Annotated in this window: 24 protein-coding genes; 13 read left to right on the top strand and 11 right to left on the bottom strand. The window is 59.9% G+C overall.

Annotated features, from left to right (window positions below; genetic code table 11):
• Window position 1 precedes the first annotated feature (1 nt).
• Window positions 2–667 carry an SDR family NAD(P)-dependent oxidoreductase gene (locus ACR0NF_RS08610; RefSeq protein ID WP_480778082.1) on the bottom strand — a complete coding sequence of 222 codons (666 nt, stop codon included), beginning with the start codon at window positions 665–667 and terminating at the stop codon, window positions 2–4.
• A gap of 275 nt (window positions 668–942) precedes the next feature.
• Here ACR0NF_RS08610 and ACR0NF_RS08605 point away from each other — a divergent pair, with 275 nt between their 5' ends.
• Entirely contained in the window at window positions 943–2517 is a 1575-nt protein-coding gene (locus ACR0NF_RS08605; protein ID WP_480659337.1) for a 2-isopropylmalate synthase, read from the top strand.
• A 170-nt stretch (window positions 2518–2687) separates the two neighbouring features.
• Here the strand turns inward: ACR0NF_RS08605 and ACR0NF_RS08600 are convergent, their stop codons facing one another.
• Window positions 2688–3473, bottom strand: a complete 786-nt coding sequence (locus ACR0NF_RS08600) for a 23S rRNA (adenine(2030)-N(6))-methyltransferase RlmJ (protein ID WP_480470845.1) — start codon at window positions 3471–3473, stop codon at window positions 2688–2690.
• 155 nt (window positions 3474–3628) lie between these two features.
• Here ACR0NF_RS08600 and ACR0NF_RS08595 point away from each other — a divergent pair, with 155 nt between their 5' ends.
• Genes ACR0NF_RS08595 through ACR0NF_RS08570 form a run of 6 tightly spaced genes read left to right on the top strand, consistent with a single transcriptional unit; the run spans window position 3629 to window position 10187 of the window.
• Window positions 3629–4675, top strand: a complete 1047-nt coding sequence (locus ACR0NF_RS08595; RefSeq protein WP_480471919.1) for a rod shape-determining protein — start codon at window positions 3629–3631, stop codon at window positions 4673–4675.
• Between the two features lie 56 nt (window positions 4676–4731).
• Window positions 4732–5634, top strand: a complete 903-nt coding sequence (mreC, locus tag ACR0NF_RS08590; protein WP_480470846.1) for a rod shape-determining protein MreC — start codon at window positions 4732–4734, stop codon at window positions 5632–5634.
• Complete coding sequence (locus tag ACR0NF_RS08585) at window positions 5627–6163, top strand: rod shape-determining protein MreD (RefSeq protein ID WP_480667285.1); 537 nt, start codon at window positions 5627–5629, stop codon at window positions 6161–6163. Before mreC ends, ACR0NF_RS08585 begins: the two co-directional genes overlap by 8 nt.
• On the top strand, window positions 6160–8109 hold the full coding sequence (gene mrdA / locus ACR0NF_RS08580; RefSeq protein ID WP_480667284.1) for a penicillin-binding protein 2: 1950 nt from the start codon (window positions 6160–6162) through the stop codon (window positions 8107–8109). The genes ACR0NF_RS08585 and mrdA overlap by 4 nt, the downstream gene beginning before the upstream one ends.
• On the top strand, window positions 8106–9245 hold the full coding sequence (rodA, locus tag ACR0NF_RS08575) for a rod shape-determining protein RodA (protein WP_480667283.1): 1140 nt from the start codon (window positions 8106–8108) through the stop codon (window positions 9243–9245). Before mrdA ends, rodA begins: the two co-directional genes overlap by 4 nt.
• 9 nt (window positions 9246–9254) lie before the next feature.
• Window positions 9255–10187 carry a 2-hydroxyacid dehydrogenase gene (locus ACR0NF_RS08570; RefSeq protein ID WP_480778081.1) on the top strand — a complete coding sequence of 311 codons (933 nt, stop codon included), beginning with the start codon at window positions 9255–9257 and terminating at the stop codon, window positions 10185–10187.
• Here ACR0NF_RS08570 and ACR0NF_RS08565 read toward each other — a convergent pair.
• Window positions 10184–12199 (bottom strand): M3 family metallopeptidase, encoded by a 2016-nt coding sequence (locus ACR0NF_RS08565; protein WP_480778080.1) that lies wholly within the window; start codon window positions 12197–12199, stop codon window positions 10184–10186. The two genes, ACR0NF_RS08570 and ACR0NF_RS08565, sit on opposite strands and share 4 nt — an antisense overlap.
• Window positions 12200–12340: 141 nt before the next feature.
• Between ACR0NF_RS08565 and ACR0NF_RS08560 the strand changes: the two genes are divergently transcribed.
• Complete coding sequence (locus ACR0NF_RS08560; RefSeq protein ID WP_480778079.1) at window positions 12341–13552, top strand: trans-sulfuration enzyme family protein; 1212 nt, start codon at window positions 12341–12343, stop codon at window positions 13550–13552.
• Window positions 13553–13635: 83 nt separating this feature from the next.
• On the opposite strand, the gene ACR0NF_RS08555 is transcribed toward ACR0NF_RS08560, so the two are convergent.
• The 5 genes from ACR0NF_RS08555 to ACR0NF_RS08535 all read right to left on the bottom strand — a co-directional run bounded on the left by ACR0NF_RS08555 (window position 13636) and on the right by ACR0NF_RS08535 (window position 18123).
• Window positions 13636–14685 (bottom strand): HesA/MoeB/ThiF family protein, encoded by a 1050-nt coding sequence (locus ACR0NF_RS08555; protein WP_480667279.1) that lies wholly within the window; start codon window positions 14683–14685, stop codon window positions 13636–13638.
• Entirely contained in the window at window positions 14685–15140 is a 456-nt protein-coding gene (gene dut, locus ACR0NF_RS08550; RefSeq protein WP_480471920.1) for a dUTP diphosphatase, read from the bottom strand. The genes ACR0NF_RS08555 and dut overlap by 1 nt, the downstream gene beginning before the upstream one ends.
• 27 nt (window positions 15141–15167) lie before the next feature.
• A complete protein-coding gene (gene coaBC / locus ACR0NF_RS08545; protein ID WP_480778078.1) occupies window positions 15168–16364 on the bottom strand; it encodes a bifunctional phosphopantothenoylcysteine decarboxylase/phosphopantothenate--cysteine ligase CoaBC in 1197 nt (398 codons plus the stop codon).
• Window positions 16365–16426: 62 nt separating this feature from the next.
• The gene (locus ACR0NF_RS08540; protein WP_480470855.1) at window positions 16427–17248 is read right to left on the bottom strand and encodes a ChaN family lipoprotein; all 822 of its coding nucleotides are present in this window, start codon (window positions 17246–17248) and stop codon (window positions 16427–16429) included.
• Window positions 17245–18123 carry an RNA polymerase factor sigma-32 gene (locus ACR0NF_RS08535; RefSeq protein ID WP_480470856.1) on the bottom strand — a complete coding sequence of 293 codons (879 nt, stop codon included), beginning with the start codon at window positions 18121–18123 and terminating at the stop codon, window positions 17245–17247. The genes ACR0NF_RS08540 and ACR0NF_RS08535 overlap by 4 nt, the downstream gene beginning before the upstream one ends.
• Before the next feature lie 101 nt (window positions 18124–18224).
• Here ACR0NF_RS08535 and cobU point away from each other — a divergent pair, with 101 nt between their 5' ends.
• The 4 genes from cobU to ACR0NF_RS08515 are packed head-to-tail and all read left to right on the top strand — an operon-like array spanning window position 18225 to window position 21826.
• The gene (gene cobU / locus ACR0NF_RS08530; protein WP_480470857.1) at window positions 18225–18746 is read left to right on the top strand and encodes a bifunctional adenosylcobinamide kinase/adenosylcobinamide-phosphate guanylyltransferase; all 522 of its coding nucleotides are present in this window, start codon (window positions 18225–18227) and stop codon (window positions 18744–18746) included.
• Window positions 18743–19321 (top strand): histidine phosphatase family protein, encoded by a 579-nt coding sequence (locus ACR0NF_RS08525; RefSeq protein ID WP_480778077.1) that lies wholly within the window; start codon window positions 18743–18745, stop codon window positions 19319–19321. The genes cobU and ACR0NF_RS08525 overlap by 4 nt, the downstream gene beginning before the upstream one ends.
• A 58-nt stretch (window positions 19322–19379) precedes the next feature.
• Window positions 19380–20264, top strand: coding sequence for a glutathione S-transferase N-terminal domain-containing protein (locus ACR0NF_RS08520; RefSeq protein ID WP_480470859.1), 885 nt, complete (start codon window positions 19380–19382; stop codon window positions 20262–20264).
• A 47-nt stretch (window positions 20265–20311) separates the two neighbouring features.
• Complete coding sequence (locus tag ACR0NF_RS08515) at window positions 20312–21826, top strand: YifB family Mg chelatase-like AAA ATPase (RefSeq protein ID WP_480778076.1); 1515 nt, start codon at window positions 20312–20314, stop codon at window positions 21824–21826.
• Here ACR0NF_RS08515 and gshB read toward each other — a convergent pair.
• The 3 genes from gshB to rsmI form a co-directional block, all read right to left on the bottom strand.
• Entirely contained in the window at window positions 21823–22755 is a 933-nt protein-coding gene (gene gshB / locus ACR0NF_RS08510) for a glutathione synthase (RefSeq protein ID WP_480778075.1), read from the bottom strand. The two genes, ACR0NF_RS08515 and gshB, sit on opposite strands and share 4 nt — an antisense overlap.
• Before the next feature lie 62 nt (window positions 22756–22817).
• The gene (locus tag ACR0NF_RS08505; RefSeq protein WP_480778074.1) at window positions 22818–23186 is read right to left on the bottom strand and encodes a YraN family protein; all 369 of its coding nucleotides are present in this window, start codon (window positions 23184–23186) and stop codon (window positions 22818–22820) included.
• 3 nt (window positions 23187–23189) lie between these two features.
• Window positions 23190–24047, bottom strand: a complete 858-nt coding sequence (gene rsmI, locus ACR0NF_RS08500; RefSeq protein WP_480778073.1) for a 16S rRNA (cytidine(1402)-2'-O)-methyltransferase — start codon at window positions 24045–24047, stop codon at window positions 23190–23192.
• 87 nt (window positions 24048–24134) lie between these two features.
• Here rsmI and ACR0NF_RS08495 point away from each other — a divergent pair, with 87 nt between their 5' ends.
• Window positions 24135–25307 carry a penicillin-binding protein activator gene (locus ACR0NF_RS08495; RefSeq protein WP_480778072.1) on the top strand — a complete coding sequence of 391 codons (1173 nt, stop codon included), beginning with the start codon at window positions 24135–24137 and terminating at the stop codon, window positions 25305–25307.
• Window positions 25308–25321 lie beyond the last annotated feature (14 nt).

Here is a 25321-nt window from a genome sequence, read left to right as displayed (position 1 = left end):
CCTACCAGGGCACGGGTTTCCCAGCCCAATCATAGAACCCTCCCGTTTCGGCCGGTGTCAGACCGTCGATAACGGAAAGCAAATTGGCTGCGGCTTCACTGGGTTCAACGGCGGGATGGCGGCCCAGGTACTTCTCGGTAAAGGCGGTCTTGACCGTCCCTGGATGCAACGCGACGCACATGGCCAGCTTATGCGTCCGTGCGAGTTCAATCGCTGCCGTATGAACGATTTGATTCACCGCCGCCTTGGACGCGCGATAGCTGACCCAGCCACCCAGCCGATTGTCGCCGATGGACCCGACGCGCGCAGACAGTACGGCAATCGTCGCCCGGCGATCTCGCGGCAGCAGACGAGGCGCATGGCGCAGAACCAGCGCCGGACCCACCGCATTGAGGGCAAACTGATCCATCATCGCCTGTGCTGTGACTGCCCGAATAGATTTCTCAGGCGGCGTTTTATTGATCTCCAATGCGCCGGATGCAACCAGGATCACGTCGAATGGGCCGGTAAGGTCGGACAACATCTGGTCCACCACTTTGGGTTGGGTCAGATCAAACCCATCCCCGGATCGCGACAGATGGGTCACAGCCCGACCCTGCGACTGCAGGCATGTACTCAGGGCGCGACCAATTCCGCCGGATGCGCCGATTATCAATGCGTTTTTCATGCTGCACGAGCTAGGTGGAAAACCCGCCCCATCAACTGTGCATCCAAATTTCACCGCAACTGAATTTCCTTCTTTTCAATCGCGCCCCGCGCTGTATAAGCTCAACCCCATGATCAACCGCGCAGATATCCTTGTTGCCGACACCGCCTTTCGCGGTGCGTCGCTGCGTGGCCTACTGATCCTAATCCGCCTCTGAGCGTGCCATCCGGCGCGCCCGCTCAGAGGAGGACGCCCGCGCGCCATAGGCTTTAGGACAGAAGAAGAAAGAGATTCCCATGACTAACGTGACCGACCAAAACCGCGTCGTGATCTTCGATACCACTTTGCGCGACGGCGAGCAGAGCCCCGGCGCAACCATGACCCATGACGAAAAGCTTGAGATTGCCGAACTGCTGGACGAGATGGGTGTCGACATTATCGAGGCTGGCTTCCCCATCGCCTCCGAAGGTGACTTCAAGGCCGTGTCCGAGATCGCGCAGCGTTCGAAAAACAGCCGCATCTGCGGTCTGGCCCGCGCCAATTTCGCCGATATCGATCGATGCTGGGAGGCGGTGAAACACGCTGAAAAAAACCGTATTCACACCTTCATCGGTACGTCCCCGCTGCACCGCGCCATTCCAAACCTGACTCAGGACGAGATGGCCGAGAAAATCCACGAAACAGTCAGCCACGCCCGTAATCTGTGTGAAAACGTGCAGTGGTCGCCGATGGATGCGACTCGGACCGAGTGGGACTACCTCTGCCGCGTGATCGAAATCGCGATCAAGGCGGGCGCAACCACCATCAACATCCCGGACACCGTGGGTTACACCGCTCCGGTCGAAAGCGCGGACCTGATCAAGCGCCTGATCGAAACCGTGCCCGGCGCGGATGAAGTGGTGTTTGCCACCCATTGCCACAACGACCTTGGCATGGCGACCGCGAACTCACTGGCCGCTGTCGCGGGTGGCGCACGCCAGATCGAATGCACCATCAACGGATTGGGCGAGCGCGCAGGCAACACGGCGCTGGAAGAGGTGGTGATGGCGCTGCGCACCCGCAACGACATCATGCCATGGAATACCGGTATCGACACCACCAAGATCATGCATATCTCGCGCCGGGTGGCGACTGTGGCGGGCTTTCCGGTGCAGTTCAACAAGGCCATCGTCGGCAAGAACGCCTTTGCCCATGAAAGTGGTATCCATCAGGACGGGATGCTGAAGAACCGCGAGAATTTCGAGATCATGCGGCCAGAGGATATCGGCCTCTCCGGCACCTCATTGCCGCTGGGCAAGCACTCAGGTCGCGCTGCGCTGCGCGACAAGCTTGAAACGTTGGGCTATGAGGTTGGGGACAACCAGCTGAAGGATATCTTCGTGCGGTTCAAGGATCTGGCCGATCGCAAGAAAGAGGTCTTTGATGATGACCTCATAGCGCTGATGACGCTGGACGATGATGAGGCCAACGATCACCTGCAGCTCGTCTCGATGAAGGTCACCTGCGGCACCGGTGGTCAGGCAGAATCGACCGTGGAACTGGAGGTCGATGGCAAAGATATCATCGCGACGGAACACGGTGACGGTCCTGTGGACGCGACCTTCAAGGCGGTCCGTGCGATCTACCCGAACAAGGCCCATCTGCAGCTTTATCAGGTTCATGCAGTGACCGAAGGCACCGACGCGCAGGCCACTGTGTCCGTGCGTCTGGAAGAGGACGGCATGATCGCCACCGGTCAATCTGCGAATACGGATACCGTTGTGGCCTCGGCCAAAGCCTATATCCATGCCCTGAACCGTCTGATCATGCGTCGCGAAAAGGCTGGCCCGGGTGCCGATACGCGCGAGATCAGCTACAAAGACCTGACCTGATCAAAGGGGAGGGCTCCCGCATCCGCGGGTGCCCGGCTACGCCGAACCCCCTTGCGGCTTTGGGCCCGGCAGCGCGCCTGCGGCGCGCTGCCGGGCCCAACTCGTTTGACGGCATCTTTGATGCTGGCAAACGAGGCGGGAGCAATTCCGTACTCTTATCATCCAGCTTCTCAGAGTTTTGCGAACAGGTCCGAGAGGCGATCGATCTCATCTTCGATGCCAAAAGGCGCATTCAGCATGAACATACCCGACCCAACCATTCGATGCCCTTCGCGCACCGGCGGGAAATTCACCTCGTGGCAAATCGACTTGGGATAGCCCGCGGCACCCAATGCCGAAACCATGGGTTTGTGGCGTGCATCCGTCAGGATCGGGTACCAAAGCGCGATCACTCCGACATTCCATTTGCGGTGCAGCTTGGCGATCAACCCCGGCAACCGCTCGTAATCCGCCTTCACTTCATAGCTGGGGTCGATCAGCATCATTCCACGTCTTGGCACCGGAGGCAGCAAGGACTGGGCCAATTCGAAACCGTCCTGCCGATAAACCTTTGCCCCGTAGGGCGACAGCGCCAGTGACAGCGCCGCGTACTCCTCCGGATGTAGCTCGGCGAAATGCAGACTATCCTGTTCCCGCAAAAGATTGGCCGCAATCAATGGTGATCCCGGGTAGGCCGCAGCGCCATGACGGGACTGCACCGCCTTCAGCACGCGGGTCATCGGATGTTCTGCACTAAACCACCCCTCCTGTTGCGCGCGCGCGATCCCGGCGACAGCTTCGCCTGTTCGGACAGCTTCGGCCGCATCAAGATGATAAAGACCGCGACCGGAATGCGTCTCGACATAGCTGATCGGCTTGTCCTTTTGCGTCAGATAACGCAGCGTCCATGCCAATAATGCGTGCTTTTGCACATCAGCCAGATTTCCAGCGTGGTAAATGTGTTGATATGAGAGCATTTTGCCTTCTAAAGTCCCTATCAATAAGGCGGAAAGGTGCTGATTGTCGCGGAATCAGCCCTTTAACCGGGCGAGTTGGCACCCTATAAGGCATCCGTCCCGGAACCGTCGAGTCGCGGGCAGTGGAAATTCTGACAAATGGGATCAGTGAAAATATGGGCATCTTTGGCAATCTGGGCGGCCTGTTCTCAGCAGACATGGCAATTGACCTCGGGACGGCGAATACGCTGGTTTATGTCAAAGGGCGTGGCGTGATCCTGTCTGAACCATCCGTCGTGGCCTATCACGTCAAGGATGGAGTGAAAAAGGTTCTGGCCGTCGGTGAAGATGCCAAGCTGATGCTGGGCCGGACCCCCGGCTCTATTGAGGCCATCCGCCCCATGCGCGAAGGTGTCATTGCCGACTTCGACACCGCCGAGGAGATGATCAAGCATTTCATCCGCAAGGTGCACAAGCGCTCGACATTCTCGAAGCCCAAAATCATCGTCTGTGTCCCGCATGGCGCGACACCGGTCGAAAAGCGTGCAATCCGCCAGTCGGTTCTCTCTGCTGGCGCGCGGCGCGCGGGCCTGATTGCCGAGCCGATTGCGGCCGCGATTGGTGCCGGGATGCCGATCACCGACCCAACCGGCAACATGGTTGTCGATATCGGCGGCGGCACCACCGAGGTGGCCGTTCTGTCGCTGGGCGACATCGTGTACGCGCGCTCGGTTCGCGTCGGTGGAGACCGTATGGACGAGGCCATCATCTCGTACCTGCGTCGTCAGCAAAACTTGTTGGTCGGTGAATCCACTGCCGAACGCATCAAGACCACCATCGGCACCGCCCGCATGCCCGACGACGGCCGCGGCCAGTCGATGCATATCCGCGGTCGCGACCTGCTGAACGGTGTACCCAAGGAAATCGAGATCAGCCAGGCACAGGTGGCCGAGGCGCTGTCGGAACCCGTCCAGCAGATCTGCGAGGCCGTGATGACCGCACTGGAAACCACTCCGCCCGATCTGGCAGCCGACATTGTCGACCGGGGTGTGATGCTGACTGGTGGTGGTGCTCTGCTGGGCGATCTGGACCTTGCATTGCGCGAACAGACAGGTCTGGCCGTGTCGATCGCCGATGAAAGCCTGAATTGTGTGGCTTTGGGCACCGGCAAGGCTTTGGAATACGAAAAACAACTGCGCCACGCGATTGACTACGACAGCTAAGGCGCGCACCCTGATAGGGTAAGACCTCGGGCACGAGCAGCACGGGAAGGTAACCTGTGGCAAAGGACCGATCACAGCGCGATGAATACACAACCCCCTTGCGCCGCCTGCTGCTGGGGATCGTGGTTCTGTGCTTGCTGGCGATCTTTCTGGTCTGGCGCATCGATAGCCCGCGTGTCGAGCGGTTCAGGGCGCAGGTGGTGGATACGGTTGTCCCTTCGATGGAATGGGCGATGGTGCCGGTCACTGGTGCCGTCAATCTTGTGCGGGACTTCCAAAGCTATCAGCGCCTGAGCGAACAAAATCAGGAGCTGCGTAGCGAGCTGCGCCTGATGCGCGCCTGGAAAGAGGCCGCGCTGCAGCTGGAGCAGGAGAACGCGCGCCTGTTGGACCTGAACAATGTGCGGCTTGATCCCCGGCTTACATATGTGACCGGCGTGGTGATGGCCGATAGTGGCTCACCTTTCCGGCAATCCGTGCTGCTGAATGTGGGCGAGCGTGATGGGATCGTCGATGGCTGGGCCACGATGGACGGGATCGGCGTGGTCGGACGTATCTCGGGGGTTGGGCCGGATACGGCGCGGGTGATCCTGCTGACGGATGCATCCAGCGCGATACCGGCAACCATTCAGCCCTCGGGTCAAACCGCGCTGATCGCAGGTGACAACAGCGCATCGCCGCTGGTTGAGTTCCTCGAGAATCGCGAGTTCGTCCGCCCCGGAGATCGCGTTGTGACATCCGGAGATGGCGGCGTGTTTCCAGGTGGATTGCTGATCGGTCAGATTGCCGTCGATCCGGGCGGCAGGTTGCGCGTGCGGCTTTCAGCCGATTTTGAACGGCTCGAGTTCCTGCGCGTCCTGCGCTTCCAATCCGCCCAACCCATTCAAGACCCCGGCGGCATCGTCGGACCCCGGCAACCTGCGGCTGCACTCACTCCGCAAGAGGTTACCGATGGATAGGCCAACCTCACATCTCTGGCTGAAACGCGGGCTTTATATCGCGCTTGCGGTGCTGGTGATGTTCCTGCACCTGCTGCCGCTCGACAGCAAGCCGGATCGATGGCCCTTTCCGGATATCCTGATTGCACTGACTTTTGCATGGGTGCTGCGCCGCCCGGAGTATGTGCCGATCCTTGCGATTGCGTTCGTGATGCTGATGGCTGATCTACTGCTACAACGTCCTCCGGGGCTGATGGCTGCGCTGGTCGTTTTGGGTGCAGCCTATCTGCGCAATGCTGCGCCGGGGATGCGGGATGGCGGGTTCGTCAGCGAATGGACCAACGTAGGCGCGGTGATCACGGCAGTTTTTGTGCTCAACCGCGTCATTCTTGCTATTCTGTCTGTGCAACAGGCAACGCTGGGACCGGTGGTGATACAAGTTGTTCTGACAATTGCGGCTTATCCTGTGATCGCCCTGCTCAGTCAGAGCGCGTTTGGCGTGCGTCGCAAGTCTGTCACTGACAGCACAGCCCCGGGGGCACGGGCATGAAGCAGCGCAAACCGAAATCACAAGGCCTCGCCTATAAGCGGCTGCCCCGCCGGGCGCTGGTTTTAGGCGGGTTGCAGGCCGCGTTCATTGGCGGGCTGGCGGCCCGCATGCGGTTTATGCAGGTAGATCAGGCCGATGAATACCGTCTGCTGGCCGAGGAAAACCGCATCAACATCCGTCTGATCCCCCCGACACGCGGGCGGATCTATGATCGCAACGGGCAGATCATCGGTCAGAATTCGCCATCTTATCGCATCGTGATGGTGCGCGAAGATGCAGGCGATATCGACAAGGTCATTACCAAGCTATCTGAACTGATCCCCCTCACCCAAGACGAGATTGAGCGCGCGAAAGCCGAGATGCGCCGCTCTGCTCCATTCCTGCCGGTCACGCTCGCCGATCAGGTCACATGGGAAGATATTTCGAAAGTCGCCGTCAACGCCCCTGCCCTGCCCGGTGTCACGCCCGAGGTGGGATCGACGCGTCAGTACCCTCGGTACGAGGATTTTGCCCATGTGGTGGGCTATGTTGGCCCGGTCAGCGATTATGATCTCAGCCAGATCGACGACCCCGAACCGGTGCTGCGCATCCCTCGGTTCCAGATCGGAAAAGTCGGTCTTGAATCCAAACAGGAAATCGCGTTGCGCGGCAAAGCCGGTGCCAAGCGGGTCGAGGTTAACGCGACGGGCCGCGTGATGCGTGAACTCGACCGGCAGGAAGGCACTGCCGGGGCGGATCTGCAACTCTCGGTCGACGCCGATCTTCAGCAATACGCGCAAGCCCGCCTGGCCGGAGAAAGTGCTGCCGCCGTTGTGATCGACTGCGAAACCGGCGATATCCGCGCCATCAGTTCGGCCCCAAGCTTCGATCCAAACCTGTTTGTTCGCGGTATTTCAGTTGCTGATTACCGCACGCTAACCAATGACAAGTACCGCCCGCTGGCCAACAAGACGGTGCAGGGCACCTATCCGCCCGGTTCGACCTTCAAAATGATCACCGCGCTGGCTGCGCTTGAAGCCGGAGTGATCGGCCCGTCGAACACAGTATACTGCCCCGGTCATCTGAAGGTCGGTAGCCGCCGATTCCACTGCTGGAAACGCGGCGGGCATGGAACTGTTGATCTGGAACTGTCGCTGAAGCGCAGCTGCGATGTCTACTACTATGATGTCGCCCTGCGGGTTGGCATCGACAAGATATCCGAGATGGCGCGCACCTTTGGACTGGGGGTCAAGCACGATATTCCGATGTCCGCCGTGGCGGCTGGCCTAACCCCCAACCAGGATTGGAAAGAGCGGGTGCACGGGCAGGAATGGCTGATTGGTGACACGGCGAACGCCTCGATCGGTCAGGGCTTCATGCTGGCTTCACCGCTGCAGTTGGCGGTGATGACGGCACGGCTGGCGACCGGACGAGCGGTGACACCGCGCCTTGTTCGCTCGATCAACGGGGTAGAACAGCCCTCGGGAGCGGGCGAACCTCTGGCGGTGAACCGAAACAATCTGGAACAGGTGCGCAAAGCCATGTTCTCGGTCTCGAATGACCGGCGCGGCACGGCCTATCGCAGCCGTATCATCGCGGACGAGTTCCGTATGGCAGGCAAGACGGGTACCAGTCAGGTGCGCAACATCACAAAGGCCGAACGCGCCGCCGGCGTGATCCGCAACGAGGATCTTCCATGGGAGCGCCGCGACCACGCACTGTTTGTTAGCTTCGCACCCTACGACAATCCTAAATACGCAGTCGCTGTTGTGGTTGAACATGGCGGCGGCGGCTCAAAGGCCGCGGCCCCAGTGGCGCGCGACATCATGCTGCAAGCGCTTTACGATGGAACGCCCCCGCTTGAGGCGTATCCGACCGGTGATCGTGAGCGCATCAAGGAACAACAAAAACAGCTTGAGGGGGATCGCCGCCCCAAAGCGCGTCCTGACGTGAAGGACCGCGCATGAGCTATCTCGAATACGCCGTCAAATCCACGCCCTCCGGGTTCCGCAAGTTCTTCTATATGAACTGGCCGCTGACCCTGCTGCTGATCAGCGTGGCGAGCGCAGGTTTCCTGATGCTCTATTCGGTAGCCGGTGGGTCATGGACACCATGGGCTGAACCGCAGATAGAACGGTTCGGTCTGGGCCTAACGGTCATGTTCATCATTGCGCTTGTGCCGATCTGGTTTTGGCGAAATATGTCGGTCGTGGCCTATCTGGGCTCAATCGGCTTGCTCATCGTGGTGGAGCTGTTTGGAACGATCGGCATGGGTGCGCAGCGTTGGATTGACCTCGGCTTCATGCGACTCCAACCCTCTGAGGTGATGAAAGTGGCGCTGGTGATGGTGCTGGCTGCCTATTACGACTGGTTGCCTGCCCATAAAACATCGCGACCACTCTGGGTGATCATCCCAGTCATTCTGATCCTGATCCCGACCTTTATGGTCCTACGTCAGCCAGACCTCGGCACTTCGATCCTGCTGCTGGCGGCAGGCGGAGGTTTGATGTTCCTCGCCGGTGTCCACTGGGCCTATTTCGCCGCCGTAATTGCGGCAGGGGTCGGCCTGATCGCCACCGTTTTCAATAGTCGCGGAACAGAATGGCAATTGCTCAAAGATTACCAGTTCCGCCGGATTGATACCTTTCTGGACCCTTCAACCGATCCGTTGGGGGCTGGATATCACATCACCCAATCCAAGATCGCTTTAGGCTCGGGCGGCTGGAACGGGCGCGGGTTCATGCAGGGCACGCAATCACGGCTGAACTTCCTGCCCGAGAAACACACCGATTTCATCTTCACCACATTGGCCGAAGAGTTTGGCTTCGTCGGCGGTATCACCCTGCTGATCCTCTATGCCATGATCCTGATCTTCTGCATGGTCACGGCTCTGGCAACCAAAGATCGGTTCTCGTCCCTGGTGACGCTGGGCATTGCGCTGAACTTCTTCCTGTTCTTTGCCGTTAACATGTCGATGGTCATGGGGCTTGCCCCGGTTGTCGGTGTGCCATTGCCGATGGTCAGCTATGGCGGCTCGGCCATGCTGGTGCTGATGGCCGCCTTCGGCATCGTGCAAAGCGCCCATATCCATCGTCCCCGCTAAGAGGTACCAATGCCCGTTAACGTCCTGTTTTCCGCCCGCCCCGGGTTGTGGCCGGAATATGAACCGCTGCTGCGCAAGGGTCTAACCGAGGCTGGGTTGGATTTTCATCTGGCCACAGACATCCCCGCAGATCAGGTCGATTATGTGGTCTATGCCCCGAACGGGGGGCTGCGGGATTTCACCCCGTTCACCCGCCTCAAGGCGGTGTTCAGTCTTTGGGCCGGGGTAGAAAGCATATCGGGCAATGAGACCCTGGCCGTACCGCTGACGCGCATGGTGGACAGCGGGCTGAAACAGGGCATGACGGAATGGGTGGTGGGCCATGTGCTGCGCTATCACCTCGGCATGGACCGCCACATCACCCAACAGGATGCAACATGGGAACCGGATGCACCGCCTTTGTCATCCCAACGCACCGTGGTCGTTTTGGGTTTGGGTGAGCTGGGCGCGGCTGCGGCGCGGGCGCTGGCGGATTTGGGCTTTCACGTCATCGGCTGGAGCCGGACCGCAAAGGACATTCTCGGAGTGACCTGCCTGCACGAGGCGGACGGCCTGCGTGATGCCCTGTCTCAGGCCGAGATCGTGGTTCTGCTACTGCCAGACACGCCGGCGACCGAAAACACGCTGAACGCAGAATCGCTTGCCCTATTGCCAAAAGGGGCCAAGATCATCAACCCGGGCCGCGGACCTCTGATCGATGATGACGCCCTGCTGACCGCACTGAATTCAGAGCAGGTCGGACATGCCACGCTAGACGTCTTCCGCATCGAACCGCTGCCGACCGAGCATCCCTATTGGGCGCATCCGAATGTGACGGTGACGCCCCATATTGCATCTGAGACCCGACCGGTGACCGCCGCTCAGGTGATCTGCGAGAACATTCGCCGAGGTGAAGCGGGCGAGCCCTTTCTCCACCTCGTTGACCGCGAACTGGGGTATTAGGCCGCGATCAGCCCGCGACCCTTCAGCAAGGCCTCGACCCCCGGCAGACGCCCGCGGAATGCCAGGTACAACTCCTCCGCTTCACGCGAACCACCGGTTGAGAGGATATTGTCCTCCAGCGCCTTGGCGCGTTCTGGGTCAAATGCGCCGCCTGCTTCTTCGAACGCCGCAAAAGCATCGGCATCCATAACCTCGGACCACATATAGCTGTAGTAGCCCGAGCTGTATCCGTCGCCTGCAAACACATGGGCGAAATGCGGGGTGGCGTGGCGCATTCCTATGGCGGATGGCATGCCAATATCGGCCAGAACCTCGGCCTGTTTCGCCATCGGATCAGCGGGTGCAGCGCCGTCATGGAATGCCAGATCGACCAGAGCCGAGGCCACATACTCGACCGTCTGGAATCCTTGATCGAAATTGGCCGCCTTCAGCACCTTTTCCAGCATCTCTTGCGGCATCGGTGCGCCCGTCTCGGCATGGGTGGCGAATTCGGCCAGAACCTCGGGCACTTCCAGCCAATGTTCATAAAGCTGGCTGGGCAGTTCAACAAAATCACGCGCAACGGAGGTGCCCGAGATGCTTTCGTAAGTCACATTGGACAGCATCTGATGCAGCGCGTGACCGAATTCATGAAACAGCGTGCGCGCATCGTCATAGGACAACAGCGCCGGGTCACCTTTGGCGAAGTTGCAGACATTGATCACGACCGGGGCCTGCACTTTCGGGAATTTCGCCTGCCCTCGCATCGCGCTGCACCATGCACCCGAGCGTTTTGATCCGCGCGCGAAATAATCCCCGATGAACACCGCGATGCGCTGCCCGTCGCGGGTCACCTCCCATGCACGGCAATCAGGGTGGTAGAGCGGCACATCCAGCGGTGTAAATTCCAGTCCGAACAGGCGATTGGCGCAGGCAAAAGACGCCTCGATCATCCGGTCCAGCTGCAGGTAGGGCTTCAGCGCTGCCTCATCCAGATCATGTTCGGCCTTGCGGCGTTTCTCAGCGTAGTAGCGCCAGTCCCAAGCCGCCAGCGGGCCATTGACGCCATCCTCTTGCATCATTGCAGTCAACACTTCAGCATCCGCGTCTGCGCGGGTTTTGGCGGGCTCCCATACGTCCATCAACAGCTCACGCACACGGTCCGGCGTGCGGGCCATCTCGGTTTCCAGCTTGTACTCGGCGAAGCTGTCATAGCCTAGGAGCTTGGCGCGTTCTTCACGCAAGCGCAGAATTTCCGCCGCAATTTCCCGGTTGTCAGTGTCGCCACCATTCGCGCCGCGCGCAGTCCAAGCGCGGTAGGCTTTTTCGCGCAAGTCCCGGCGCGGCGAGAATTGCAGGAACGGCACAATGATCGACCGCGAGAGCGTAACTACAGGGCCGTCCACGCCCTTCTCCTGCCCTGCAGCGCGTGCGGCATTGACCGCAAATTCAGGCAGGCCCTGCAGATCATCCTCGGTCAGCTCCATGAACCAATCGCGCTCGTCCGCCAATAAGTTCTGGGTAAAGGACGTGCCCAGCGAGGCAAGCCGTGCCTTTATCTCTTGCATGCGCGCATCGGCATCACCTTCCAGCGCAGCACCTGCGCGCACGAAACCACGATGCGACAGCATCAGAACGCGCGCCTGTTCGTCACTCAGACGCAGCTCATCGCGGCGTGCCCACAGATCAGCCACGCGCCGAAACAAAGTCTTGTTGGATGAAATCCCCGAAAAATGCGCCGCCAGTTTCGGTGAGAAATCGCGCTGCAGCTCTTCGCGCTTGGGATTGCTGTCCGCGCCCGCAACCGTGAAGAACACCGACAGGACCTTATCCAATTGCTCGCCTGCGGCCTCTAAGGCTTCGATGGTATTGGCGAATGTTGGGACTTCAGGGTCGGCCGCAATCGCCTCGATCTGCGCGTTATGGGCCTTCAGTGCCTCTTCCAGAGCAGGGGAAAAATCGTCATCCGAGATCTTGGCAAAGGGGGCGAGTTCAAACGGAGTTGTCCAGTCGGACAGGATCGGGTTCGTCATTCTGATCTCCTTTGCTGGTCAAGCTAGGTAGGCCGGGGGCAATGGTCCAGAGGCAGCGGATCGGAAAGATCGGATTCTGTCGCAAACCCGCTTGCGCGAGCGATCTCGCCTGCGCAGTGTCCCTGTCAAAGGAGACAGGACATGACCAGATCGAACCGTTCCGCCGGGATCATGACAACCGCAATCCATGCGGGCGATCCACCCGACACCGCGACCAATGCATCGGCCCCCCCGATCCATATGAGCTCGACCTACCTTGTTGAGGATCTGGCTGGATTCTCTGCGCATGATCTGACGCCGGACAGCCCTTATCTCTATTCCCGCTGGGCGAACCCGACAGTCGCGGGGTTGGAGGCCAAGATTGCGGCCCTGCAGGGAACCGAGGCCTGTTTGGCGACGGCCTCAGGCATGGCGGCAGCATCGGCCATTTTCCTTACTTTCCTGTCGACTGGCGATCATCTGATCGTCTCGGATGTCTCTTACGCTGGCGTCGCTGAACTTGCGCGTGAGACCTTGCCGCGGATGGGTATCGAGATTTCGGCGATCAATATGTCTGATCTGGAAGCGGTCGCAGCCGCGATACGGCCCAACACGCGGCTGATCCATACGGAGACCCCGGTGAACCCGATCAACCGCCTGACCGATCTGGCGGCCGTCTCACAATTGGCGCGCGAGGCTGGTGCGCTGCACAGTTGCGACGCAACCTTTGCCTCGCCCCTGGGCATGGACACTGTCGCATTGGGTGTCGATCTGACGATGCATTCGATCACGAAATATATCGGCGGGCATGGCGATGCCGTCGGTGGGGCCGTCGCCGGATCGGCCGAGCTGATATCCAAGATGCGTGCCGAGGCGAGCATCCATCACGGCGGAATCCTGTCTCCGTTCAATGCCTGGCTGATTGCCCGAGGCGCGTCGACCCTGCCATTGCGTATGAAGGCGCACCAGTCCGGTGCCATGGAGGTCGCAAAGTGGCTTGAAGCGGATCCACGGGTTTCACAAGTGATTTATCCGGGCCTGTCTTCGCACCCGCAGGCAGAGCTGGCTGCACGGCAAATGTCGAACACATCAGGCATGATTTCGTTCCAGGTCGGTAGTACTGCTGACGGAGAGCGCATTGCGCAGCAAATGATCGAACGCCTGGAGGTCATCCATTACGCAGTGTCATTGGGACACCATCGCAGTTTGATTTTCTGGATGGAAACCGAAGGCCTGATGGAGACTTCTTTCAAACTGCAGGGAGATCAACTGGAAGATTACCGCAGATATACGGGCGACGGGATTTTCCGCCTGTCTGTTGGTCTGGAAGATGCCGAAGATCTGATTGCCGATCTGGATCGCGCTTTGGGTTAAGGAACGCTCCCGCCCCCGCAGCGTGCATCAAAGATGCACCTTGGCGGGGTTGGACCGCGTGCCTGTGGCACGCGGCGGTTGCTTTAAGCACCTACACCTGCGCAGATCGGACAATCGGCAGCTTTGGAAAGTTTGATTTTGCGGCTTTCGCCATAGAGGGCGTCATAGATCAACATCTCGCCGCGCAGCGCTTGCCCGGCCCCGGTAATGACCTTGATCGCCTCCACTGCCATCATTGACCCGACGGCGCCGGGAAGCGGTCCGATCACGCCCGCCTCGGCGCAAGATGGGGCAAGGCCGGGGGCCGGGGCTTCGGGGAAGATACATTGGTAACAGGGACCGGTCCTGGCGGGGTCGAAGACGCTCAGCTGACCTTCCCATTGCGACAGAGCGCCCGAGATCAGTGGCTTGCCCAGCGCGACTGCGGTTCGGTTGGCCAGATAGCGTGTGTCGAAATTGTCGGTGCCGTCGAGGATCAGATCGAAGTCGGTGAACAGATCTGCAGCGATCTCTTCCGTGAGCCGACGGTGATAGGGCAGAACAGTCACGTTCGGGTTCTGCGCCTGCATCGCGGCCTGAGCCGAGAATACCTTGGGCATCCCGATATCCGCATCGCGATGGATCACTTGCCGCTGAAGATTGGCGTTTTCAACCTCGTCATCATCAATCACACCAATTGTGCCAACGCCCGCCGCAGCCAGATATTGCAAGGCAGGCGCACCCAGACCACCAGCCCCGATCACCAGAACCCGCGACTGTTTCATCTTTTTCTGCCCCGGGCCGCCCAGCTCTCGCAGGACGATGTGGCGGGCATAGCGTTCCAGCTCGGTCTCGGTGAACTGATCTGAGGGCATTTTAGGTTCCTTGGGCTCGGCAGCTTCCGCTCGGTTTCGCAACGCTTTCACGCCTCGCCCATAAAGCAGAACCAGCACCGCAGAGCCAGCAAGGATCAGCCACATCGCAGCAGAGCCGCCGGTTGCCTGACGCAACGGATGTGCCTCGGGCAACACCAGCTGAGCGATGATGACACCGATCAGCAGCGTGCCGACAGATGCCATCCGCGCGGTACGGGACACACCCGCGATATAGCCGATCCCCCATAGGCCTGCCGCAAGGATCAGGACCAGCAGCATCAGCCGCGCCCGGTCGAACCGAAACCGCCCGCGCCCCGGTCGGTTTCAGACAGCGTGTCGGTGGCTTCGAATGTGGCTTGCACCACTGGAGCGACGACAAGCTGGGCGATGCGTTCTCCGTGGGTGATTTCGAACGGGTCCTGACCTGCGTTCAGCACGATCACACCGAGAGGACCACGATAGTCACTATCGATGGTTCCGGGCGTGTTCGGCAATGTGATGCCGTGTTTCAGGGCCAAACCCGAGCGCGGGCGGACCTGCACCTCAAACCCTTGCGGAATCTCGATCCGCAGGCCGGTAGGCACCAAGGCGCGTTGACCGGGGTCCAGTGTAATTGTTGCCTTTCCCGGTAGATTGGCCCGAACATCCGCCCCTGCGGCCCCCGTAGTTTCGTACGAAGGCAACGGGATCGAGGGATCGGCCCCGTCCTCGCGGATCACACGAATTGCAACCATCCCCAAACCTCTCATTTTCTACGGAGTTTACCCTGCCAAAACCGCGGCAATCTTCTGCGCCAATCGTTCGGCCACCGCGTCCTTGCCCATGCGCGGCCATTCCTCAGCCCCTTCGTCCGAGATCAGAATCACCGCATTCTCAGAGCCACCCATGATACCCGTCGCCGCGCTCACATCATTCGCAACGATCCAATCGCAGCCTTTGCGCGCACGTTTCGCGATTGCGTGCTCAATCACGTTATCCGTCTCGGCGGCAAAACCTACAACGAGCGCAGGGCGTCCCGCCTTCATCCGCGCTACACGTTTCAAGATGTCCGGATTCTCGGCGAATTCCAAAGTAGGCAAACCGTCTCGGCTTTTCTTCAGCTTCTTGTCCGTGGCCGTCGCAACGCGCCAATCCGCTACCGCAGCCGCAAAGACCCCTGCATCCACGGGCAAAGCGGCCTCGACCGCATCGGACATCTCTTGCGCCGTCTCGACCGGCACGACCTGAACCCCTTCGGGTGGCGCAACCTCGGCAGGTCCGGTGACAAAAACCACCTCTGCCCCGAGCGCCGCCAGCGCCCGTGCCACTGCCGTCCCCTGAGCGCCCGAGGACCGGTTCGCAATATACCGCACCGGGTCAATCGGTTCATGTGTCGGGCCAGAAGTTACCAGCACGCGTTTGCCCCTGAGCGGCCCATCACCGAGCTGCGCCTCGATCGCAACCACGATCTCCAGCGGTTCCGACATGCGGCCCGGGCCGTACTCGCCGCAAGCCATATCGCCCTCATTCGGACCCACGAAACGGACACCGTCCGCCTGCAGTTGCGCCAGATTGCGTTGCGTCGCTGGGTGATCCCACATCCGCACGTTCATAGCAGGCGCACACAGAACCGGCGTGTCGGTTGCCATCAGCAGCGTCGAGGCCAGATCATTGGCCAGCCCCCCGGCCATCTTGCCCATCAGGTCAGCAGTCGCAGGCGCCACCACGATCAGATCAGCAGAACGTGATAGCTGGATGTGCCCCATCTCGGCTTCATCGGTCAGGTCAAACAGATCGCGATAGGCTTTCTCTCCGGCCAGTGCCGAAACGGACAAGGGGGTCAGGAATTCCTCTGCCGCACGAGTCAGCACCGGTGTCACCGCTGCACCGCGTTCGCGCAGCCGTCGGATCAGATCCAGCGACTTATAGGCCGCGATCCCGCCGCCGATGATCAGCAGAATGCGTTTGGTTGCCAACATGTCTTGCCCTTCCGTCCCGGTCGGCCCCGACATTAGGCAAGGCAGCCGGGCAGTTCCAGCAGTTAATTCTGTGTCTCAAAGGCTTTGCAGGGGTCTTCACGCTCGACAATGGGGCTGTCAATCACCGCATCAAACTCACCAGAGATGAGACCGTCCTCGGACTGTCCCAAAACGAAGACCTTCAACCCCGGACGCAAGCGCGACAGGAATGTGGGGATACCGCGATCCTTGCGAGCATGGCCATTGCCGGTGATCACGGCAACCGGGCCACCGGTTTCATCGGTGGCACGCAGGATGGCACGTGTCAGAACGGCATCGCGCAAACGCTGGATCGCCACCATCTGCGGTAAAGCCTCGGCAGGCAACGCGTCGCAATGAGCCGCAAGCTGATCTGCCTCGCGCGCCGCCTGATCTTCGGGTGAGAGCGGAATGGTCAGCCCATATCGCGCCGCATCCGCACCCAGCGCAGTGGCTGCGCCCCGTTCCATCGCGGCCCGCGCAGCAGTTCGTGGGACCATCGCACCGTAAACCGGAGCATTCGACGCCTGGAATACCGGATAATACATGCTGAGCGGGGGCCATCCGGATTCGGCCCAGCGTAGAATCCGTGACAATTCCTCGGGGTTGGCCGCCGCCTTCTGCGCCAAACGCTGAGCGCCCTCTTCCGTCACCATTTCCCAGACCACGCCCGAGGGCCCAATAGCTTCGATCGCCTCGGTCTGGACGAGGTGATGCCGCGGATTGTCGTGAATTTCGCCCAAGATAACGACATCTGCCGATTGCATGGCTTCCAATACATCGTCAGGTATCAATTCTGCAGCGCGGACCGTTTGGCCAGCACTTGCAAACAGCACAAACGCTACAAGAATCGCAAAGAGTTTCATGCGAAGAAGTGTTGCACCTCGCGCGATTGCGCTTCAAGGTTCTTGCGCATCTTAACAAAAGCTGCAGCCTCAAGCTGACGTACACGTTCCTTTGACAGTCCGAGTTCCTTGCCCAGGCTCTCCAGCGTCCGCGACGGTTCACGCAGCTTGCGTTCGCGCACGATGAAACGTTCACGATCATTTAGCGCCTGCATCGCGGTGACCAACCATTCGCGCAGCTGTTGCCTGTCGTGACTGTTTTCTACGGTTTCAGCCGCTTGCTCCCGATCATCTTCCAGCGCATCAATCCACTCGCGCCCGTCTTCGTCCGTCGACTGAACCGCATTCAGGGAAAAATCGGACCCGGCAAGCCGCCCCTCCATCATTTCAACATCGCGCAGGGGAACGCCGATTTCAGAAGCGATCATCTGATGCAACTGGTGTCGGTCCAGATCCAGACCCTCGGTCGCGGCCTCGCGCTCTAACCGTGCCTGCACCCGGCGCATGTTGAAAAACAACGACTTCTGAGATGAGGTCGAGCCAGTGCGCACCATGGACCAGTTGCGCATGACGTAGTCCTGAATGCTGGCCTTGATCCACCAGACCGCATAGGTCGAAAAGCGCACACCCCGATCCGGATCGAACTTGTCTGCAGCCTTCATGAGGCCCAGCCCGGCCTCTTGGATCAGGTCGTTCATCGGCGCGCCATAGCGTTTGAACTTGGCCGCCATCGAAATCGCCAGGCGCATATAAGCGGTGATCAGACGATGCAGGGCCTGCTCGTCCCGGTCATCACGCCAGGCATAAGCCAGCTTCAATTCGGTCTCGGCATCCAGCAACTCAGCCTTCATTGCCTGTCGGGACATCGAAAAATCGTTTGCGTTGTCCAGTGCCATGCAACTCTCCCTTTACCACAGGCTATAGACCGGGCTTGTCTTGCCGACCTGAGGTCGATACGCAGAACAAAACCGGGTGGATCACCAGAAAGGTAATAAAAGTGCACCCCAATTTAACCTTTGTGTTGGGCGGCGCGGCTTCGGGAAAGTCGCTTTTTGCCGAACAACTTGCTGTTTCCACAGGGAAAAGCCGGGTTTATCTGGCCACATCACAAATGTTTGATGATGAGATGCGCCAGAAAGTTAGGCAACATATTGCACAAAGAGGCAGCAAATGGGTGACAATAGAGGCACCTTTTGAGCTGCCTCCCGAGCTGGCGAAGCTGACGGAAGATCAGGTCTGCCTGATCGATTGTGCCACCATGTGGCTAACAAATCATTTGCTGGCTGAAGCCGATCTTGATCAGGTTCAGGCAAAATTGCTTGGCGCCTTGAAAGACTGCGCAGCGCAGATCGTCATCGTATCGAACGAAGTCGGCCATGGGATCGTCCCCGACAACGCCCTGTCCCGCCGCTTTCGCGAAGCGCAGGGACGGCTGAACATCGCGCTGGCTGCCCAGGCGGATCGGGTCGTGCAAGTAACCGCCGGGTTGCCTCTGGTCCTGAAAGGTGCGCCCCTGTGACCCGGCTGCATCTGGTCCGGCACGGGCCCACTCATGCAAAAACCATGGTCGGTTGGTCCGATCTGCCCGCTGACCTGAGTGATACGGCAGCGATTGATCGCCTCTCTGCCCATCTTCCGACTGATGCAATCGTGATCTCATCCGACCTGTCGCGCGCGGCCGACACCGCCAGTGCCATTCAGGGCGCACGGAAACGATTGCCGCATCACCGCGATCTGCGCGAGATCAACTTTGGCAGTTGGGAGCTGCGCGGTTTTAAGGAGATCGAAGCCGAAGACCCCGAACTTTGCTTTGCTTATTGGGACAATCCGGGCGAGGTGCGTCCACCGAGTGGTGAAAGCTGGAACGAGGTGCGCACACGGGTTGATGCAGCCATCGATACGCTGATTTCGGCCCATACCGGGCGTGATCTAATCGTAGTGGCCCATTTCGGTGTGATCCTGACCCAGGTCCAGCGCGCGCTGGAAGTCGACGCGCAAGAGGCCTTTGGCCATAGGATCGACAACCTCTCGGTCACCGAGATTACCCATCACGGCGACCGCTGGTCCGTGGGCCGCATCAATCATCAACCGTGATGGACTTACGCACAAATCAACGATTTACCTGCGCCACCTGATCCGACATCGTTCAAACATGACCTATGACCTTTTCATCGGCGACCGCCTGTTTTCCAGCTGGTCCCTGCGCGGGTGGCTTATGCTCGAGAAATTCGGCCTGCTTTACCGCTCTCACATGATTGGCCTTTATGCCGGAACAATGGCTGCGGATATGGAGTCTCTGGCCCCCGCCCGCCTCGTCCCGGCCCTGAGATTGCCGGACGGAACCGTGGTCGGCGAAAGCCTCACCATGGCAGAAACACTGGCCGAGCGACATCCTGAGGCTGGGCTTTGGCCCGCCGGTCCCGCGGCGCGCGCAACGGCCCGCTGGCTATGCGCTGAGATGGTCGCAGGCTTCTCGGCCCTAAGGGGCGAATGCCCGATGCAATTGCGGCACTGCTGGGAGGGATTCAAGCCGTCACCGGACACGCTGTCCGACCTAAGCCGGATCGAGACACTGTGGGCACATGCCCGCAACGTCTCGGGTGCAGAAACCGGCCCGCTATTCGGGGCCTATTCCCTAGCAGATGTGTTTTACGCTCCGGTTGCTGCGCGGATCATTGGCTATGGCCTGCCGGTGTCTGAGGCAAATCGTGCCTATTGCCTTGAGCTTCTGTCGGATTCGCCTGTCCGCCAGTGGCGCGCGATGGGCCTGACAATCTCTTATGATCCCTTTCCCTATCCGCAAAACCTGCCTGAACAGAACTGGCCGATTGGTGGATCCTTAAAGGCAAGAGCCGTTGAAACCGGCCCATCGGTCAACACGGGCTGCCCGTATTCCGGTAAACCTGTTACGGACTACCTTGAGCTCGACGGTCAAGTCTGGGGCTTCTGCAATCCGTCTTGTCGTGACAAAACCGTTGCCGATCCGGGCGCATGGCCGAAATTCACCGCAATGGTGGCTGGCGTTAACCATTCCTAAACCGCAACCATGGCAGCAACGTCCTGTTAACCAAGAACAGGATTGCCATGGTCGCCCGCGCCCATACCGTTGCCTTTCAGGGCGTTGACGCCCGCCCGGTCGAGGTTCAATGTGCCGTCTCGCCGGGCCTTCCGGCCTTTTCCATCGTCGGGCTTCCCGACAAAGCCGTATCCGAGGCGCGCGATCGGATACGCAGTGCGCTGAGTTCGATGGCGATCGCGCTTCCGTCCAAGCGGATCACCATCAACCTGTCCCCTGCCGACCTGCCGAAAGAGGGCAGCCACTTCGATCTGCCCATCGCAGTAGCGCTGCTCTCGGCGCTTGAGATTATACCAACCGATGCCGCCGAAGGGGCTGTGGCCTTGGGCGAGCTTTCGTTGGACGGATCGCTGGTTCCCGTCGTTGGCGCTCTGCCCGCCGCCATGACCGCCGCAGCCGAGGACCGTTCATTGCTCTGCCCATCAGCATCCAGCTCCGAGGCGGCGTGGGTCGACGCCACTCAAGTCATCGGCGCGGGGTCTCTGGGCGATGTGGTCCGTCACTTCACCGGCCAATCAGCGCTGCCCGCCGCGACTCCGGGCGAGGTCAGCCTATCGCCCAGCGCGCGCGATTTGCGGGATGTCAAAGGCCAGGAACGCGCCAAACGCGCGCTGGAGATTGCAGCAGCAGGACGGCATCACCTGATCATGATCGGCACGCCCGGTTCCGGCAAATCCATGCTGGCGGCACGGCTGCCCGGTATTCTGCCACCATTAACGCCCGTTGAAGCGCTGGAGACTTCGATGATCCAGTCGCTCTGCGGTTTGCTGGACGAAGGTGGTATCAGCCGGGCACGCCCGTTTCGCGAACCCCATCACACCGCATCGATGGCGGCCATTGTCGGTGGCGGCAAAGGTGCCAAACCCGGAGAGATTTCGCTGGCGCATAACGGCGTTCTGTTCATGGACGAATTCCCCGAGTTCCCGCGCACTGTTCTGGAAACCCTGCGCCAACCCATCGAGACCGGAGAGGTCATGGTCGCCCGTGCAAATGCGCACGTCAAATACCCCTGCCGGTTCATGCTGGTGGCGGCAGCCAACCCCTGCAAATGCGGCTACCTGACCGACCCGTCGCGCGCCTGTTCCCGCGCCCCGGTCTGCGGCGAGGATTATCTGGGCCGTATCTCAGGGCCTTTGATGGACCGCTTTGATCTGCGGATCGAGGTTCCGCCAGTCGGGTTTACCGATCTTGATCTGCCACCCTCGGGCGATAGCTCAGCCACCGTTGCCGCGCGCGTCGAAGCGGCACGGGAGGTACAGGCTGAACGGTTCGCTGACCTGCATGCTGCACGTCAGAACGCCGACCTCGAAGGCACGTTTCTGGAAGAATGCGCAACGCCGGACGCAGAAGGCAAGGAGCTGCTTCTGAACGCGGCAGAACGGTTTGGCTTATCCGCCCGCGCCTTTCATCGAATTCTGCGGGTTGCCCGCACCATCGCAGATCTGGACGGCGAGGCGGACATTCGTCGCCCGCATATCGCCGAGGCGCTGAGCTTTCGCATCAGCGCCAAGGTTGGGGCCTAAAGCTTTGCTTCAATCGCCTGCCAGATCTTCTCGGCAATATTCTCGCCGTTGAAACGCTCAAGCTCCTGAATACCGGTGGGCGAGGTCACGTTGATCTCGGTCAGATAATCACCGATGACATCGATCCCGACGAAGATCTGACCCTTTTCCTTCAGCAGCGGGCCGATTGCGGCGCAGATTTCCATGTCCCGTTCGGTCAGACCAACCTTCTCGGGCCGCCCGCCCACATGCATGTTCGAACGTGTCTCGCCCTCAGCCGGAACGCGATTGATAGCGCCCACAGCCTCACCATCGACCAGGATCACCCGCTTGTCGCCATTACGCACATCGGGCAAGAACTTCTGCACGATTAGCGGCTCACGTGAGAAGCCAGTGAACAACTCGTGCAAAGAGGTCAGGTTACGGTCATTCGCATCCAGCCGGAACACCCCGGCGCCGCCATTGCCATAGAGCGGTTTGAGGATGATATCTTCATGCTCTTCTTTGAACGCCTTGATGGTCTGCAAATCCCGCGCGATCGTCGTTGGTGGGGTCAGGTCGGGGAAATCCAGCACCAGGAGTTTTTCGGGATAGTTCCGCACCCAGAAGGGGTCGTTCACGACCAGCGTTTGCCCTTTCAGGCGATCCAGCAGATGGGTCGAGGTGATGTAATGCATGTCAAATGGCGGGTCCTGCCGTAGCCAGATGACATCGAAATCGGCCAGATCGACCTCGCGCTCCGGACCCAGCACAGCCGGGTCACCCTGCACCCTCTGAACCGTCATGTCATGACCACGCGCGGTTATGCGCCCTTCTTGATAGGCCAGTTGGTCCGGGCCGTAGAAAAACAGCTCATGCCCGCGGGCCTGTGCTTCTTCGGCCAAACGGAACGAGCTGTCGGCATTGATATCCACGGCCCCGATCGGGTCCATCTGAAAGGCGATTTTCATGGCTTGTCCCTTACGTTCTACGCCCGATACATGGCGCAGAGACCTATCGGGTTCAATGGCGATCAGCCGTGACCAAAGGCGTTTTCGATAATTTCAACCGCACCACTGCCATCAACCAAGGCTGCGTCAAAGCGCACATTCGTCAATTGCCCATCTGGTTCATGCTCAAGAAATTGGGCGGCTGAGGCACAGATGCGTTCAATCTGCCGGGGGCTGATCCGGGCCGCAGCCGATGCGAAACTCGCGCTTTTCTTGACCTCAATGAACACGATGCCATCGGTGTTCCGGGCGATCAGATCAATCTCACCCCCTGCGCCGCGCCACCTGCGATGCGCAATCGTATAGCCGCGCCGCTCATAATCGGTTGCAACACAAAGCTCTGCAGCCTGCCCCGCGTGATAAGAAACCGAACCCCGCACGGATCGCCCCATATTTCATCCCTTACCCAGCTTCAGGGCTTTCTGATAAATCGGGCGGCGCGGCAGATTGAACATTTCTGACACCAGATCCGCCGCATCGCGCACCGAATGACTTTCCAAAGCCTGTCTCAAAGCCTCTTCTACGTCAGATTCCTTAACGGTTTGCGAATGCGCACGATCCACCAGCAGAACAATCTCTCCTTTGACCGAGGCTCCCTCATATCCTGCCGCCAACTCGGCAAGCGTTCCGCGCCGGACCTCTTCGAACTTCTTTGTCAGCTCGCGGCACACAGCAGCTTGCCGATCGCCGCCCAACACATCCGCCATATCGACAAGGCAGTTGGCCAGACGCTTGGGGGATTCGTAAAAGACAAGCGTTCCGGGAATATCGCGCAGCGCCTCGATTCGGGTCCGACGTGCACCCGAGGCGTTGGGTAGAAACCCGGCAAAAAAGAATGCATCGGTCGGCAGACCCGCCAAAGTCAGCGCAGCCAGCGCCGCTGAAGGGCCGGGCGCACAGGTAACCGCAAAACCAGCTTCAGCCGCCTGCCGGCCCAGATCGTAGCCCGGATCGGCGATCAGCGGCATCCCGGCCTCAGAGGCATAAGCGACCGACTGCCCAGCCCCAAGCGCTTCGAGTATCTTGCCGCGCGCACCAGCGCCGCTGTGGTCGTGATAAGCAAGGATTCGGCGACCCTCTAACGGAACACCATGAATTTCCATCAACCGCCGCAGGCTGCGGGTGTCCTCGGCGGCGATCATATCGGCCGAGGCCAACACGTCGAGCGCCCTCAGCGTAATGTCGCGCGCGGTTCCGATAGGAGTGGCAACAAAGTACAGGCCAGGGGCCAATCTTGTCTTTTGGAAATTCAAAGCTGGACCCTCACAGCGTGACGTTTATTATCGCGGATCAATAGACCAAGGTGCCCTCAGACGCCGGATCAGGGAGTTTTCATTTAGATGTTTACCGTTTGCAAGCCCACACGCAAACTGGCGAAATCCGCCATTGCTCTGGCCACCGCCGCCTTTCTGGCCGCCTGTGAAGTCGGCGGTATCGGCGGAGGCCCCTCGATCGATACCTCTGATCCCGTGCCGGTGGCGCTGCTGGTGCCTAGCGGCTCGTCACAATCGGGGGACGCTGCGCTGGCGCGGAGCCTCGAGAATGCGGCGCGTCTGGCGATGGCAGATTTGCAAAATGTGAAAATTGATCTCCGCGTCTACGATACCGCGGGCAATGCAGGAACGGCGTCAACGGTCGCTCAGCAAGCTGTTGCGGATGGGGCCAAGATCATTCTGGGTCCGGTTTATGCGCAAGCAGCGAATGCGGCGGGCCTTGCGGTTCTCAACAACAACGTCAATGTATTGTCCTTCTCGAACAACACCAGCATTGCGGGTGGCAATGTCTATGTCCTGGGGCCGACCTTCCAGAACACCGCCAATCGTCTGGTCAATTTCGCTGGACGACAGGGCAAAACCGGCACGGTGATCGTGCACAGCAATGACTCGGCAGGCCAACTCGGACAATCCGCAATCGCAACGGCACTCAGCAGCAGCCGAGTAAATAATGCTGGCACCGTAGCTTATGATCGATCTCAGCAGGGTGTGATCAATTCTGTCCCAACCATCAAGGCCACAGTGGAGTCGACCGGTGCGGATTCGATCTTCCTGACCGCGACGACTGCAGGTGCGTTGCCGCTGTTCAGCCAGCTGCTGCCCGAGGCGGGTGTTTCTCCGGCCAATGTGCAATATATGGGCCTGACGCGCTGGGACATCCCGGCACAGACGCTAGAATTGCCAGGCGTTCAGGGCGGATGGTTTGCATTGCCGGATCCGGCCAAAGCGCAAGCCTATCGCCAACGCTACAACAACACCTATGGCGAAGCCCCGCATCCGATCAGTGGCCTGGCCTATGACGGAATCGCGGCCATTGGCGCCTTGGTCAGCCAAGGCAAATCCAATGCATTGACTGGGGCAGCCCTGACCCAGAATGCAGGGTTTCAGGGTGTCGGCGGTATCTTCCGCCTGCGTCCTAACGGTACCAACGAACGCGGTCTGGCGGTTGCCACGATCCAGAACAAACAGGTGGTTGTGATTGACCCTGCCCCACAAAGCTTCTCTGGCGCCGGATTCTGAGCAACCGGCGCAGG

This window comes from Ruegeria sp. CF4, assembly GCF_056537345.1.
The sequence above is the reverse complement of the archived record's forward strand: the minus strand, read 5'-3'. Positions and strand labels throughout refer to the sequence as shown.